The 13,083-nt window shown below is 64.0% G+C and carries 15 protein-coding genes and 3 pseudogenes; 8 read left to right on the top strand and 10 right to left on the bottom strand.

The genetic code is table 11. From position 1 onward, the window contains the following. Positions 1-46: 46 nt before the first annotated feature. Positions 47-1,138 (top strand): fatty acid desaturase family protein, encoded by a 1,092-nt coding sequence (locus tag F7O44_RS01165; protein ID WP_222850935.1) that lies wholly within the window; start codon positions 47-49, stop codon positions 1,136-1,138. A gap of 264 nt (positions 1,139-1,402) precedes the next feature. Here F7O44_RS01165 and F7O44_RS01155 read toward each other — a convergent pair whose 3' ends face one another. The 3 genes from F7O44_RS01155 to F7O44_RS29885 all read right to left on the bottom strand — a co-directional run bounded on the left by F7O44_RS01155 (position 1,403) and on the right by F7O44_RS29885 (position 3,314). After that, positions 1,403-2,125: a hypothetical protein gene (locus F7O44_RS01155; protein WP_162448359.1), complete on the bottom strand. Its 723-nt coding sequence runs from the start codon at positions 2,123-2,125 to the stop codon at positions 1,403-1,405. A gap of 44 nt (positions 2,126-2,169) precedes the next feature. Continuing rightward, positions 2,170-2,370, bottom strand: a complete 201-nt coding sequence (locus F7O44_RS01150; RefSeq protein ID WP_162448358.1) for a hypothetical protein — start codon at positions 2,368-2,370, stop codon at positions 2,170-2,172. 122 nt (positions 2,371-2,492) lie between these two features. Beyond that, the gene (locus F7O44_RS29885; RefSeq protein WP_222850934.1) at positions 2,493-3,314 is read right to left on the bottom strand and encodes an MBL fold metallo-hydrolase; all 822 of its coding nucleotides are present in this window, start codon (positions 3,312-3,314) and stop codon (positions 2,493-2,495) included. A 119-nt stretch (positions 3,315-3,433) separates the two neighbouring features. On the opposite strand from F7O44_RS29885, the gene soxR reads away from it, so the two are divergent. Further along, positions 3,434-3,874, top strand: a complete 441-nt coding sequence (soxR, locus tag F7O44_RS01140; RefSeq protein WP_162448357.1) for a redox-sensitive transcriptional activator SoxR — start codon at positions 3,434-3,436, stop codon at positions 3,872-3,874. Here soxR and F7O44_RS31480 read toward each other — a convergent pair. Beyond that, positions 3,831-4,187: pseudogene (locus F7O44_RS31480) on the bottom strand (ATP-binding protein); the annotation flags it as partial. The gene soxR and the pseudogene F7O44_RS31480 sit on opposite strands and share 44 nt — an antisense overlap. Positions 4,188-4,435: 248 nt before the next feature. Here F7O44_RS31480 and F7O44_RS01135 point away from each other — a divergent pair. Next, positions 4,436-5,161, top strand: coding sequence for a class I SAM-dependent methyltransferase (locus F7O44_RS01135; protein WP_162448356.1), 726 nt, complete (start codon positions 4,436-4,438; stop codon positions 5,159-5,161). Between the two features lie 83 nt (positions 5,162-5,244). Continuing rightward, the gene (locus F7O44_RS01130; protein WP_162448355.1) at positions 5,245-6,042 is read left to right on the top strand and encodes an inositol monophosphatase family protein; all 798 of its coding nucleotides are present in this window, start codon (positions 5,245-5,247) and stop codon (positions 6,040-6,042) included. A gap of 57 nt (positions 6,043-6,099) precedes the next feature. Here the strand turns inward: F7O44_RS01130 and F7O44_RS29290 are convergent. Together F7O44_RS29290 and F7O44_RS31475 are read right to left on the bottom strand one after the other, a co-directional pair. Then, a pseudogene (locus F7O44_RS29290) lies at positions 6,100-6,288 on the bottom strand (hypothetical protein); the annotation flags it as partial. 429 nt (positions 6,289-6,717) lie between these two features. Continuing rightward, positions 6,718-6,957 carry an HAD hydrolase-like protein gene (locus F7O44_RS31475; protein WP_425501352.1) on the bottom strand — a complete coding sequence of 80 codons (240 nt, stop codon included), beginning with the start codon at positions 6,955-6,957 and terminating at the stop codon, positions 6,718-6,720. Positions 6,958-7,028: 71 nt separating this feature from the next. Here F7O44_RS31475 and F7O44_RS31470 point away from each other — a divergent pair. The 3 genes and pseudogenes from F7O44_RS31470 to F7O44_RS01110 form a co-directional block, all read left to right on the top strand. After that, a pseudogene (locus tag F7O44_RS31470) lies at positions 7,029-7,581 on the top strand (sensor histidine kinase); the annotation flags it as partial. Positions 7,582-8,014: 433 nt separating this feature from the next. Beyond that, positions 8,015-9,262 carry a DUF4143 domain-containing protein gene (locus F7O44_RS01115; RefSeq protein ID WP_162449252.1) on the top strand — a complete coding sequence of 416 codons (1,248 nt, stop codon included), beginning with the start codon at positions 8,015-8,017 and terminating at the stop codon, positions 9,260-9,262. A gap of 265 nt (positions 9,263-9,527) precedes the next feature. Beyond that, positions 9,528-9,944: a hypothetical protein gene (locus F7O44_RS01110; RefSeq protein WP_162448354.1), complete on the top strand. Its 417-nt coding sequence runs from the start codon at positions 9,528-9,530 to the stop codon at positions 9,942-9,944. Between the two features lie 705 nt (positions 9,945-10,649). On the opposite strand, the gene F7O44_RS01105 is transcribed toward F7O44_RS01110, so the two are convergent. From F7O44_RS01105 to F7O44_RS01090, 4 genes are all read right to left on the bottom strand, one after another. Next, the gene (locus tag F7O44_RS01105) at positions 10,650-10,976 is read right to left on the bottom strand and encodes a type II toxin-antitoxin system RelE/ParE family toxin (RefSeq protein ID WP_162448353.1); all 327 of its coding nucleotides are present in this window, start codon (positions 10,974-10,976) and stop codon (positions 10,650-10,652) included. Continuing rightward, positions 10,973-11,212, bottom strand: coding sequence for a type II toxin-antitoxin system ParD family antitoxin (locus F7O44_RS01100; protein ID WP_162448352.1), 240 nt, complete (start codon positions 11,210-11,212; stop codon positions 10,973-10,975). The genes F7O44_RS01105 and F7O44_RS01100 overlap by 4 nt, the downstream gene beginning before the upstream one ends. Positions 11,213-11,488: 276 nt before the next feature. Beyond that, the gene (locus F7O44_RS01095; RefSeq protein WP_162448351.1) at positions 11,489-11,893 is read right to left on the bottom strand and encodes a PIN domain-containing protein; all 405 of its coding nucleotides are present in this window, start codon (positions 11,891-11,893) and stop codon (positions 11,489-11,491) included. Next, positions 11,890-12,126, bottom strand: a complete 237-nt coding sequence (locus F7O44_RS01090; RefSeq protein WP_162448350.1) for a FitA-like ribbon-helix-helix domain-containing protein — start codon at positions 12,124-12,126, stop codon at positions 11,890-11,892. Before F7O44_RS01090 ends, F7O44_RS01095 begins: the two co-directional genes overlap by 4 nt. Positions 12,127-12,560: 434 nt before the next feature. Between F7O44_RS01090 and F7O44_RS01085 the strand changes: the two genes are divergently transcribed. Then, positions 12,561-12,755: a hypothetical protein gene (locus F7O44_RS01085; RefSeq protein WP_162448349.1), complete on the top strand. Its 195-nt coding sequence runs from the start codon at positions 12,561-12,563 to the stop codon at positions 12,753-12,755. The last annotated feature ends 328 nt before the right edge of the window (positions 12,756-13,083 follow it).

Here is a 13,083-nt window from a genome sequence, read left to right as displayed (position 1 = left end):
CTCGTTCCAGCACGAACAGAATGCTGTCGTTTGCTGGGAGCTCCATGTGAGTCCGACTTCGCCGAGCCCGGCAGCCGCGACGGCAACCGATACCGTGCCCCGGCGCACGCGGTACGTGAGCACGTACACCGAACTAGCTCACCAGGTAAGGGCGGCTGGGTTGCTCCGACGGCGCTATGCGTATTACTGGACCAAGATCATCGGAACAATCGCGGCATTCGCCGGGATCTGGGTGGTGTTCGCGTTCCTCGGTGACTCCTGGTTCCAGCTGGTGCTCGCCGCAGGGCTAGGGGTCGTGCTGGCCCAACTGACGTTCCTGGGCCACGACAGCGCACACCGGCAGATTTTCGCGTCCCACCATTGGAACGACTGGACGGCCCGGGTGTTGTCCGGACTATTCGTCGGGCTCAGCCACGGCTGGTGGATGAACAAACACAGCCGCCATCACGCCAACCCGAACAAGGAAGGCGCGGACCCCGACATCGGGCCCAGCGCCTTCGCCTTCACCCCTACCGTCGCGCAGAACCGCCGCGGACTGACTGCCCGCCTCACCCGGTGGCAGGGCTACTTCGTCCCGCTCATCCTGTTCATGGGACTCGCCCTCCACATCGCGAGCATCCAGCGGCTCATGCACCGGCAACAGCTCAAGCACCGCTGGTGGGAAGCAGTATTCATTACCGGTCGTTTCGGCGGATACGTCACCGTACTGCTGCTCGTTCTGCCACCAGGCAAGGCTGCCGCCTTCTTCGGGGTCCAGATGGCCCTGTTCGGCCTCCTGCTCGGCGGTGCCTTCGCACCTAACCACGTCGGCATGCCGATCGTCCCGCCCGACCTCAAGATCGACTTTCTGCAGCGCCAAGTACTGATGTCACGCAACATCGCCGGAGGTAGGCTCACCAGCTTCGCCATGGGAGGGCTCAACTACCAGATCGAACACCATCTGTTCCCCAACATGCCCCGTCCCAACCTGCGTCGAGCACAACCCCTCGTCCGGGAACACTGCGCCAAACACAACATCCACTACACCGAAACCAGCTTGGCCGGCGCCTACCGCGTCATCGTCCGCTACCTCAACGCCGTCGAACACGCCACGATGGACCCGTTTCGCTGCCCGCTCGCCACCCAGTACCGCAGCTGAGCTGAACCGCCGGCCGCTCCTCGGACAGGTAGGCGGCCACCTCCGGCTGACGCAGCCCTTCGTCCGTCACGTAGCGTCGATGGATCGAGCGTTCTTGCCTCGTCTCCTCCGACGAGGTCGACCGAGCCCCGGATCAGTACTCCTCGCAGGTCCCGGCCCGCGCGAGAGATGTCCACCATGACCGATGCGAACGGGTGGCCGACAAGATTGCGGTACTTGCGAGTGACGTGCGATGTCGGGACGTGGATGTGTGAACCCACCCGCTCAGACCACATCGGCACGATATGGATCGTGTCCGAGAGGTCCAGGGTCCTGAGCTTCACCCGGGGATAGGTCGGTGCCCGTCGAACACAGGAGCCGACGGTCCGGGCTGTGATCGGCCATGGTCGGCGCGCCGCTTTCGCCGGGGTCCGGCGCCACCTGTACACAGAAGGACCACGACGTCGCCTGGGTCGGCAGGCTGCTCGGCCCCGGCACGTCGAAGACGTCGGTATCGGGCGTTATCCGGCGCAACGGGGTTAGAGCGAAGGCGCGGCCGGTGACGCTCTCACCGGGTTCCAGCCGCACGGCGGGCGCCCGATAGGCGGTACCGGTGTTGCTGTCGGTTCCGCTGCTACGGCTGGTGGCAAAGATCTCCTTGGTGACGAGGACGGTCCCAGCGTCGTCGCTGTAGACCCAGCTGGACTCCTCGGTGTCCGGAAGGGGAACATCGATCGTGGGTGTGACCTGCGCTGGTCGTCGTTCTACCACGAGCACGGCGACCTCGGCGTCGTTGGTGACGGTGTACTCGGCGACCAGGCCGGACGTCTCCGGCGGATAGTCGGGTCCGGTGGGAGCGCCGACACCGAGTTCCGCGTCGAGGACGACGTCGAGCTCGATAGGCGCCGTCGTATCGTCACCGTCGGGGTCCTCGCCGGACCCGCCTCCGCCGCAGCCCGTAAGTGCGAGCACGGCAACCACCACCGAGAATGCTCGACCCAGGTGCATCGCCGGTCCTCTCGCTGGCGCATAGTGGATGTCCCTTCGACGCGTCACGGCTCGGTACGGTTCATGACCACGTCGATGTCGCGGGATGCGCGCTGGAGGTGCTCGCCGTCGGGCTCGAGGACGGCGCAGAGGTTCTCCACCAGTCGGGCGAAGCAGCATACCGAGACGTCGTAGCTTTCGTGGAACATCACTCCGACGGTCGCCTGGCCAAGAGATGCGCGGTCGAAGGTGCCTTGCTCGCCCACTGCGGCACCGGAAACAGTGAGATCGCGCAAAGAGGACCGGTTCGCGGGTTCTTCTGTGGCACCATGCCTTGCTTCAATCCGCCGGTAGGCGCGACAGCTCGGAGAGATCTCCTATCGCGACGTTAGCCTGGACCAGTGAGTTCGTCGTAGTCGCCTCGTGCCCAGGCTGCGTGTCGCTGCGCGGAGCTGCGCAGGCGGGCGCTGGCGTCGTGCGTGATCGCGCGGCCGAAGTTGCCGTAGATCCGGTCGAACTCGTAGCGTTCTAGATGATCAGCGATGCGCAGCACGACCGATGATGACAGCGGGATGCGGTTCGGGTACGACCGCATGAAGGCCAGCGATTCACCATCGGGATTGACAGCCACTGTGTCGCCGGTCAACAGCACGCCGGCGCCGTCCTCGCCCGCCCAATGCACCACGCTGCTGCCGGGGAAGTGTCCGCCCGGCTGGGACGCCACTACTCCCGGAACGAGCTCGATCTCCCCATCCCAGAAGGCCACCGAGGCAGGTGTGAGGCCGAGCCATTCGCGATCGAGTGACGACACGTACACCACAGCATCCCCGAGCGCGCGAGACCACAGCGACTGGAGGCCGTACATGTGCGGGTGTGACGCGATGATCGCTCGGAGCGGTCCCAAAGCCCGCACCGCTTCGACCGCATCGTTCGTCATCGACGCGGGCACCTCGACCATCACGTTGCCCGCTTCTGTCACGATGACCTTGGCCTGTTGATCGATCCCGGGCCCACCGCCGACACGGACCGACCACAGCCCTGGCTCGGCCGGCAAGACCTCGATGCGACCGGTGTAATCCGCGGGGTCAACCCAGCGCTGTCGTCGATCCTCGGCCAAGTACTGACGTTCGTCGGCACAGATCGGACAGACATCAGGAAGGGAGGCGGAGTCGTACTCGACCCCGCAAATCTCACATTGTCTGACTGACACGGACAAATCCATTGGGCCTGGGGCGTTGTGGTTCACATGTACTCCTTGTGCTCGGAAGCCCCAGTGTGAAACTTCATGTGCACTTGAGGTCAACCGGATGAAGCCGGCAAGATGTGAGCATGCAAGATGAGCTCACCATCGGGGAGGTCGCAGCACGCGCAGGGGTCGCCACTTCGGCAATCCGCCACTACGAGACGATGGGGCTAATCTCCAGCGAACGGACCAGCGGCAACCAACGTCGCTTCGCTCGCTCGGTCCTCCGCCGCATCGCGGTGATCCAAGCTGCACAGCACGTGGGCATCTCCCTCGCTGAGATACGCGACGCCTTCGCAAGATTCCCGTCCGACCACGCACCGACCAAACGAGATTGGGTACGCCTCGCTCGCGAGTGGAAGCCTCGACTCGAGCAGCGCATCCGCGAACTCGAACAGGTCCACGACGGGCTTTCCAAATGCATCGGCTGTGGCTGCCTCTCCATGAGACAGTGCGCCATCTACAACCCCGACGACCAACTCGCTACACAGGGCTCGGGCGCCCGCCGCATATTCCCGCATGGATAGCTACGCGAGACGACGACGCTATTGATTCGCAGTTATCTTCATGCCGCCAGCTCGGCGGGCGGAGCTGGCTCTGGATCACGTACGACCGGTCCTTGATTTCGCCACAGGCCCTTGCCCAGCACCGAGACCAGGTCGGAGCCGTTGTTGGGTGTTGGTGAGGCCGAGCGCTGCGGCGGCCGGGCCGAGCTGGTTGGTCTCTTGCCGGTAGACGATCCTCGTGTCCCACGTTCGCCAGCAGGCTGTTCGCCAGGGCACGGTTCGCGGAGCCCACGTCGCCGACGTTCTCCAAGTCGGTGAGCTTGTTGAAGGCGAGGAGACTTGGGAGCCCGCGTCCCCGGACCGACACGCCAGACCGCGCTACACCCTCAACTGTGAAGAACCGTTCAAATCCCCCACCCGATCAAAGATCCACACAGTCCTGCAGGTCACAGACCTGCGGCGTGTCCGAGCACCGACTTGTCCACCTAGACTCACCACCGGATCGATCTATCGCGCGGAGCTGTTCGCCTCGTAGTGAACCAAGGCCATCAAGGCCCGATTGCGGGGCTACCGTACGAGAGCATGACGCCTACAGCCACCAACGCGGCATACGACTCGATCGCACACTGGTACGACAACCTGGTCGGCAACGCACACACCGCCCACGACGACCCCTACTTCACCCCACTCCTCGACCTCGCCGGCGACCTCGCAAACCAACGAATCTGCGACCTCGCCTGCGGACAAGGCCGAATCTCACGAACCCTGGCCACCCACGGAGCAAACGTCGTCGGCATCGACGCCTCCGCCGAACTGCTCACCATCGCCGCCCGCTACAACAGCGATCACCGTTCTGTCGAGTACCGCCACGACAACGCCCACACCCTCGACAGCTGCCAGGACGCCGAATTCGACGGCGTGATCTGCAACATGGCGCTGTTGGACATCCCCGACCTCACAGCCACCATCAGCAGCACATACCGGATCCTGCGCCCCGGAGGCTGGTTCGCCTTCTCAACCTTCCACCCATGCTTCAACGCACCCCGCAGCGCCGAACTCATCGACGACACCGGCCACCACCACCGCACCGTCACCGACTACTTCACCGAAGGCTTCTGGACCTCAGACCGACGCACCGGCCCACCACGCATTGTCGGCGCCCACCACCGAACACTCACCACCTACCTCAACACCCTCATCAACGCAGGCTTCACCCTCCGACACATCCAAGAAGTGCCCGGCCCAACGCCAGGATGGCAACAAGTCCCACCCGTACTCGCCGCCATCGCCGACAAACCCTCTCAGTGAGCGGATACTCGTCGCCATCATGGATTGTGTCGAGCACGCGTGCCCTGCGGATACGGCTGTGCCTGCCCGGTAGTCTGCACGGGGTGATCAATTCGTACGCGAACTCTGACGATGCCAGGGTTGCGGTAGCTGCAGCACAGGCCGGCGCGGGCACGGTGCGCACCATGTACGGCCAGCAGCTCTCCCGCATCGACAAGGGCAGCGGGGACTTCGCCACCGACGCCGACATCCAGGCCGAGACGACGATCCTCGACATCATCCGTACTGCCCGTCCCCACGACGCCGTGCTCGGCGAGGAAGGCGGGCAGCAGGGCGCCGCGGTGTCTGGGCGCCAGTGGCTGGTGGATCCCTTGTGCGGCACGCTGAACTACGCCGTCGGCACCATGCTCGTCGCCGTCAACGTCGCGCTGCTCGACGGGCCCGCCGCCGTCGCCGACCCTTTCAGCGGCGAGGTCTTCTTCACCAACGCTGAAACGGCCTGGGTACGACACCACGACATCGACACGGAGCTGGCGCCCTCACCCGAACCCAAACTGGTAGACCTCAACCTGGACCCGCCGTTTCCCAGCGCGCCCGAGTTCCGGGCCGCGGACCTGCTCACCCACCCCGAGTTCGTCAAGAGTTTCCGACCACGTGTCGTATCCACGACGTTGGCGCTGGCCTGGGTCGCCGCCGGCAAGCGTGCCGCCTACGTCACCGATGGCAACGACCTGCCCGAGAGCGTGCACTTCGCCGCCGGCATCGCCGTGTGCCAGGCCGCTGGCTGCATCGTGACCGGAATCAACGGTGACCCGATCGATCAGACCAGCCGTGGACTCGTGGCAGCCGCTGACACCGAGACCCATGAATTGCTGATCTCGATGATCCACAGCCGAACCTAAAGCCTTTGCCCTGGGCAACGAACTATCACGGCTTCCCGACTTCTGCCTCCAGCTGGTTCATCCGAACCGGGTGGAGAACCGCCCCACCGCATCCCCCCTCGGCGCGCCCGGCCGGTCCATCCGCCAGTCCCTAACAAGCTCCTCGATCTCGTCCGCAGCGGCTTCCGGCCACTCACGGCGCAGCCTGGCGCGATACATCTGCTCACCAAACTCGTACATGTCGAACACCGCACGTATGCGCCGCGCCGCAGCCGAATCGCTCCCCCAACCAGCTTATAGAACACACTGTCTCGACCGTCAGCACAAACCCATCCATCAGACGCGGCAGCCCAAAGACCCTGAGACGCCGAGCGGTGTCCAATGAAGGTCCCATTGCTTATGCTCGGCCACTCGCAGCATCAGAACCCAGACCTGCGCGAACCATAACCACGTGAGGGTTCAAGTCGGCCCCCTAGCCGACTTGACTAGCATTTTCGCAGCTCAGAAGCCTGTCGAGTCCTAGGGTCGACCTGGCCCGCCTGCCGACATGCCCGGGCGGGGGTTCAAGTCCCCCCTGCACCAACAGGCAGTGTTGTTGCAGGTCAGAGCCCCACAATGTGTCCGAGGACCGACTTGTCCACTTAGCCTCACCCACGCCGCCATACTCGACTTGCCGTGACGTGCGGCAACGGCTCTTCATGTGGGTGTTTCGACGTGCTCTCCTCCGCGTCCTCGCCAAGTTGGCCGCACGCCGCGTTGTGCCTGACAACCAGGCCCGGGAGTTCGTCCAGCGAATCGATACGGGAGCAGGCACTGATCAAAGACCGCTGGGATGTTGAGGATGTGACCCCACGGACCGCGCCGGATCAGGCACGTCTTCATACCGGCCTCCATCGCCGGGCGCGCGTCGTTATCCGGCCGATCACCGACGTACAGGATGGTCGACGCATCACCACCGCCTTCACGAATAACCCGCTCGAAAAAAGGCCGGTGACGGCTTCCCCAACCGGCTCACCACTCTCACCGAGGGCCTGCTGCTACTCGCCCAGCCGGACGAGGCACCGGACGGGCAGCTCGACCGGGCCCCGATGGACCTGCGCACCCTGGCCAACGACGCCCGGCATGACCTGCACGCGCTCGACACATCCCGACCGGTGGAGTTCACCGGGCCGGGCGGCAGCGGTCCTCCCGCCGCTTCCCCCGTGTACGGCGATGAGGCCCGACTACGGCAGGTCGTGGTCAACCTCGTCGGCAACACCGCCAGCCACACGCCGCCCCGGCACCCCAGCCCGCATCAGCGTCGGCACCGTGGACGGATACGCAGTGCTCGAGGTAGCCGACCAAGGACCCGGCATGACAGCCGAGCAAGCAGACCGGGTCTTCGACCGGTTCTACCGCACCGACCGGTCCCGAGACCGCTCAAGCGGTGCCAACACCGAACTCGGGCTCGCCATCGCCCGCTCCCTCGCTAGAGCACACGACGGTGACATCGAGCTGACGACCACCTGCGGCGAGGGCGCCTGTTTCCGGCTGACCCTGCCGCTGCTGCACCGCGACTGAGTGACCAGTGACACATGTGGGCCTAGGGTTTCGCGCGCGGGTACTTGCTCGACAAGTCGTTCGGCGCGCTCGACGCTATGATCCGCGCGGTGCTGTAGTGAGGTGTCGTCCTCTAAACACCAGCCCTGGCTCGCAGGTCAGTGGCGGCGGATAGCGTCGCGGAGACGCCCCAGCAACCTGAACTGCCGAAAGGGAATCGCACACACTCAGAGCAACACAGGATCTGCAGGCGAGCCTTCGCAAGGACGATGGGGGTTCACGTCCCCACACTTGGGCGTGTCGCACCTGCTCCACGGAGCCACGGCGACCAGACGAACACTTAGCGAGCGACCAGACGAATACGCCATTTGCGACCAGGCGAACGCAATTAGTGCGGCCAATCGAACACACCACGTGTCATATTGACCATATGGCACACCTTCCTCAGTCACCGATCGGTCGCATCATCCCACGCAAAGCCGCCGCACGTGTCGAGGAAGCACTCGAAGACACCCGCGTCGTACTCATCAATGGTGCCCGCCAATCCGGAAAGAGCACCTTGGTCGGCCAGATCGGCCATGACCGAGGCGCGGAGTGGCACAGCCTCGACCGAGCCGCCACCCGCCAGGCTGCAGCATACGACCCCACAGAGTTCGTCAACAGCGACGCCCCCATGGTGATCGACGAAGTCCAACGAGTTCCGGAACTCCTACTTGCGATCAAGGAAACCGTCGACGCCGACCCGCGACCCGGCCGATTTCTACTGACCGGCTCCGCGCGTTTGCTCGGCCTCCGCAGTGTCCCCGACGCGCTGCCGGGCCGCATGGAGACCATCGAACTCTGGCCTCTGTCGCAAGGAGAGATCGACGATCGCCCAGATGGTTTTGTCGACGCCCTTTTCGACGCCGGCACCGACCTACACCACACATCCGATGAGACCCGTGACGGCTACATCCAACGGCTGACCCGCGGCGGCTTTCCAGAGGCCGCCTCCCGGACACCCCGGCGAAGAGAAAGGTTCCTTGACTCCTACGTCGCCGACATCATCAATCGCGACGTCATCCAGCTCTCCGAGATCGAACGCGCACCCGAAATGCGAACCTTGACACGCATCCTCGCCGCACGGTCAGGCCAACTCCTCGTACCGGGCACACTGGCAAACGAACTTGGCCTCCCCCGGCCAACCATCACCCGCTACCTCGGCCTTCTCGAGGAAGTCTTCCTGATCAGACGAATACCCGCCTGGTCACGAAACCTCAGCACACGCGCCATCGCCACACCGAAAGTCGCTACGGTCGACTCCGCCGTCGCTGCAAACCTCCTCGGCCTGGACAGCCACCGCCTGCGCCAGCCCAACAGCCCCCTCGGTCCGCTGCTCGAAGGCTTTGCCGCTATGGAAATCGCACGACAGCTGACCTGGTCCCACCAACGCGCCGACATGTACCACTACCGCACCAAAGACAAGGTCGAGGTCGACATCGTGCTGGAGAATCGCCGCGGCCAGGTCGTCGCCATCGACGTCAAGGCCGCCTCCACCGTCAAGGCAGAAGACTTCCGCGGGCTTCGCCACCTAGCCGAACGCCTCGGCCATGACCTCATCGTCGGCGCGGTCCTCTACATCGGGCAACAAACCCTCCCTTTCGGCCCTCGCTTTCGCGCCATACCGATCAGCGCACTCTGGGAAACGCCTTCCCCACACTGAGACAGCCCAGGCGCCAACGCTCGCGATGACGACGACGGAAGCTGAGGTGTCGGGGCGAGATGCCGACCCCCTGCGCGAGGTCCATCTGGCTTCTGCGTCGAGCCCCGCCAGTGCCGGCTCAACTGTCCGGCCGACAGGCTGGCAACCGGTCGCGCATCACACACGGCAGAAAGACTCGCAGCGTCATTGCCGCCGAATCCTCCCAACGGTTCCACTACCTCTGAGGTAATCGACACGACTACCCCCGCAAAGGGAGTCTGACGGCATGAGTACCACTACTTCGTCCTCGACCTTACGCCCGCCGATGAAGGAACGGTGGCTGCGTGCGGCCATGTTGATCGACGCCGCAGTGACCGGAGCCAACGGCCTCGCCTACGTCGTCGCGGCCGCCTTGCTGACCACTGTGCTGGGGCCACCGGTGCCCTTTCTGATCGGCATCGGCGTGTTCTTGGCAAGCTACGCGATTGTGATCCTGCTGGTCAGTCGGGCGCGATCCATCCCTCCTGCGGGCGTGTGGTTCGCCATCGTCATGAACGCCGCGTGGTCCGCCGCATCCGTGATCCACATGATCACGGCCGACTGGTTGACCCCGGCGGGAAGGGTATGGGCCGTGCTCCAGGCAGTCGTCGTCCTCGGCTTCGCCGTCGCACAGATGATCGGCCTGCACCGAACCCGCTCGTGACCTTGCCCTGCCCCTCCGTACTCAGCGGATCGCGGTGCCTCCGGGGACGTCCCGGTCAGTGTGCACGTCAGAGCACTTCGGCGGTCTTCATCGCGGCATTCCTCAGAGACCACCCGAACGACATCTACGTGCGCGAAAAGGCGATCGTAGGCAGCCTCGACGACTGGCTTTCATCGATCTTGAACGATCCCGAGTGGGCCGCCAATTGCTTCAGTGCGCCGGTACGCGGACAGCTCGGAGAGATCTCCTATCGCGACGTTAGCCTGGACCAGTGAGATGGTCGTAGTCGCCTCGTGCCCAGGCCGCGTGTCGCTGCGCAGGCGGGCTTTGGCGTCGCGTGTCAACGGCGCCTGAATTCTGACCCCTTCGCGGCAGGGTGGTTTCCAGCCTTGCCGCCTGGGGGTCAGTTTTCACGCGCCGCCGACATGCTGCACCAGCAGGGCGCGGTCCTGGTCGTCAACGACGGCCGCGGACGCTGAAGTGGCGGATCACGGTTCTCGCTCTCAACTCAAAGATCGCGGCTAGGACAACGACCCGATCTCGTGCTCAAGCCTCCGGAAAGGATGAACTTTGAACGGATGCCAAATCGACGACGTCCCCAACCACGGATGCTCTTAGTCCGGCGCCCGCATCGTCGGCACGACGACGCGGCGAGGCGCTGGGTACGGCCGGCTCGGATGTCATCGTGGTTCCACCTTCCAGTCCCTACTCCGAGGGTTCTTGCATCAGAGGTGGAATGTCGCGTCGGGTGTGCAGCACGCGCCACACGTCGACATGGACTGCGCGCTCGACGTAGAAGACCAGGTAGGGGAACCGAGCCAGCGGCCAGGTCCGCAGTTCGGGGATGTCAAGCTCGTGGGAATAGCGAGGCGATCCCATCCCGGGACGACGACCAATGTGTGCATAGGCGTCCTGCAGCGCGTCAACCAGATCAAGCGCCGCTTGCTGCGCACGCTCCTTCACGTAGTAGGCGACCGCATCATCGACATCCCGGTTGGCCTGCTCACGCGGGATGACCGGCTTCGGACTCACTCTTGGGCACGTCCACGAACGCGCTCGCGTAGCCCATCGAAGTACGCCGCATCCGCAGGACCAGACGGAGCAGACGCAGCACCCTCCAACACCAGATTCCGCAGAACTTGGCGATCCCGATCCCGCCGGATCAACTCACGCATGTACTCACTGCTCGTCCCGTAGCCCTTCTCCGCGACCTGTTCGTCCACGAATGCCCGGAGCTGATCCGGCAGCGAGATGTTCATCGTCCCCATGCCTCAAAGACTACGAGCGGATGGCAAAAATTGCCAAGCATCCACACGCAGTCCGCCACGTATTCACTCCGAGGACACACCGCAGCCCCAGGCAACTGTTCGCTCCACCCAGCCCTCCGGTGGAACGACGCCAACAGGCGATCCGGACCCGATCATTCCGTATAATAAAACGGTCGGTTCGATTTGTGTCCAAGGAAGGACTTGTCCACCTAGCCTCACCCACACCGCCGTCCTTGATTTGAGCTGCACCGCAGGCGCATCAGGGCCTGACGTACATCAGCCATAGTTCGGCGGGACACGAAAGCTGCATCGAACACCGGACGCCTTGGCCAGCTTCCGATCGAGAGTGACCATCGGCGCCGTCAAGTGCTCGGCCACAGCCACATACCAGGCGTCATACGATGTGACGTTGTCACGCAACTCCCACACACGTGCACCGAACGGCTCGTACGAGAAATAGACGACCGAGAGGGCGAGCAGGTCAGCGTGCGCCAGCGACGCGGTATCGACGGAGATCTCACCCGACTGCGACGCGCGTCGCAGTATGTTCGCCGCTTCCACAGACATCAGATGCGGTGCTGCGAGATCCTCCGACTCCATCGCTTGCTCAGCCCAGGTCCCCGCCGGCCCACTATCGACTAGAGCCGCCACGACGAACGAAGCGTCGACCACAATCGTCACCGGCGATCAGCATCCCGGCGCTCCAGGATGGCCTCTGCCGAAAGTTGGCTCCCAGTGCGCTGTTTGCGACTGCGAACCCGCGACAACAGTGTCTCCGCATCAGGCCGCCTGGTCAGCTCGACCAGCTGCAAACGAACATACTCCTGAAGCGAGCGACCCGAGCGCGCCGCACGCGCCGCCAACTCATCCCGCGTCTCATCCGGCACATCCCGGATCGTGATCGATGTAGCCATAGCTGCATTATGCTGCCAGGACATGCAACCTGCAACACGCCCGGCAATCCTACCCAAACGGCAGCACGAATCTGACCCAGCTCCGGCCGGACCTCCGGACCCACGATCACGCTGGCACGCCACGCGCCGAAGCGCCACCTCACGCTGGTTCAACCGAATCGCCTAGACAGCCACCCCACCGCAGGTAAGCCAGATCAGACGTCACCCATCGGCGCAGCAGACCCGCCGACTCTTCACTTTGGTGACACCTCACGGTGGACCTTCGGCCGATGGCTGGTCAACGGCGTCAAGGTTGAACTGGCACACATCCACGATCCGACAGCTACCCACCTGATGATCGAAACCCGAGGCCCACTGGCATGGCGCGAACGATCAACTGTTGAATGGCATGGGCATCGGTCCCAACCGTCTCGATCGAAGTCCAATTGGCTACCATGATCGCCAGAGAACAAGAACACAGGATCAAAGCAACAATGACGGCTGTCAGCCGCCATCATCTGAACGGGTCGCTTCTGCGTCGCGCCATCGCCGACAGGCAATCAGAGGGCTTCGCCATGAACGTACCCGAGCAGCTGAAACGCCTGCTCAACGAGCGGTCAGCACGCTCGGAAGACGCCCCAGCAACCTGAATTCCGGCCACGAACCACACCTTCAGGCCAACCCAGGCCCTGCAAGCAAGCGTCCACAAAGCGGATGATGCGCGTGGGGGTTCAAGTCCACCAAACGCCGGAAATTCACAAACTCGCAGGTCAGAGACCTGCGGGGTGTCCGAGGGCCGACTTGTCCGCTTAACCTCACCCACACCACGACACTTGGCCTAGGGTGACTTGCGACGATGGTTGACGTCGTTTGGACCGTAGACGTGGCGTCCGATGCTGCCGGCACCGTAGCGACGACGCTGGCCGTCATAGGAGCATTACCGCCTCCAACGCTGACCGATCTCCCGCATCCGGAGTC

This window comes from Phytoactinopolyspora mesophila (assembly GCF_010122465.1).
Taxonomy (GTDB): Bacteria; Actinomycetota; Actinomycetes; order Jiangellales; family Jiangellaceae; genus Phytoactinopolyspora; species Phytoactinopolyspora mesophila.
Note: the sequence above shows the minus strand (reverse complement) of the source record. Positions and strands in the feature narration are given on the sequence as shown.

Bases quoted from the DNA above. Each gene is read 5' to 3' on its own strand.
- soxR (WP_162448357.1), top strand. From the start codon at position 3,434: ATGCAAGATGAGCTCACCATCGGGGAGGTCGCAGCACGCGCAGGGGTC.
- F7O44_RS01090 (WP_162448350.1), bottom strand. From the start codon at position 12,126: ATGGCTACATCGATCACGATCCGGGATGTGCCGGATGAGACGCGGGAT.
- F7O44_RS01085 (WP_162448349.1), top strand. From the start codon at position 12,561: ATGATCGCCAGAGAACAAGAACACAGGATCAAAGCAACAATGACGGCT.
- F7O44_RS01135 (WP_162448356.1), top strand. From the start codon at position 4,436: ATGACGCCTACAGCCACCAACGCGGCATACGACTCGATCGCACACTGG.
- F7O44_RS01110 (WP_162448354.1), top strand. From the start codon at position 9,528: ATGAGTACCACTACTTCGTCCTCGACCTTACGCCCGCCGATGAAGGAA.
- F7O44_RS01155 (WP_162448359.1), bottom strand. From the start codon at position 2,125: ATGCACCTGGGTCGAGCATTCTCGGTGGTGGTTGCCGTGCTCGCACTT.
- F7O44_RS01100 (WP_162448352.1), bottom strand. From the start codon at position 11,212: ATGGGGACGATGAACATCTCGCTGCCGGATCAGCTCCGGGCATTCGTG.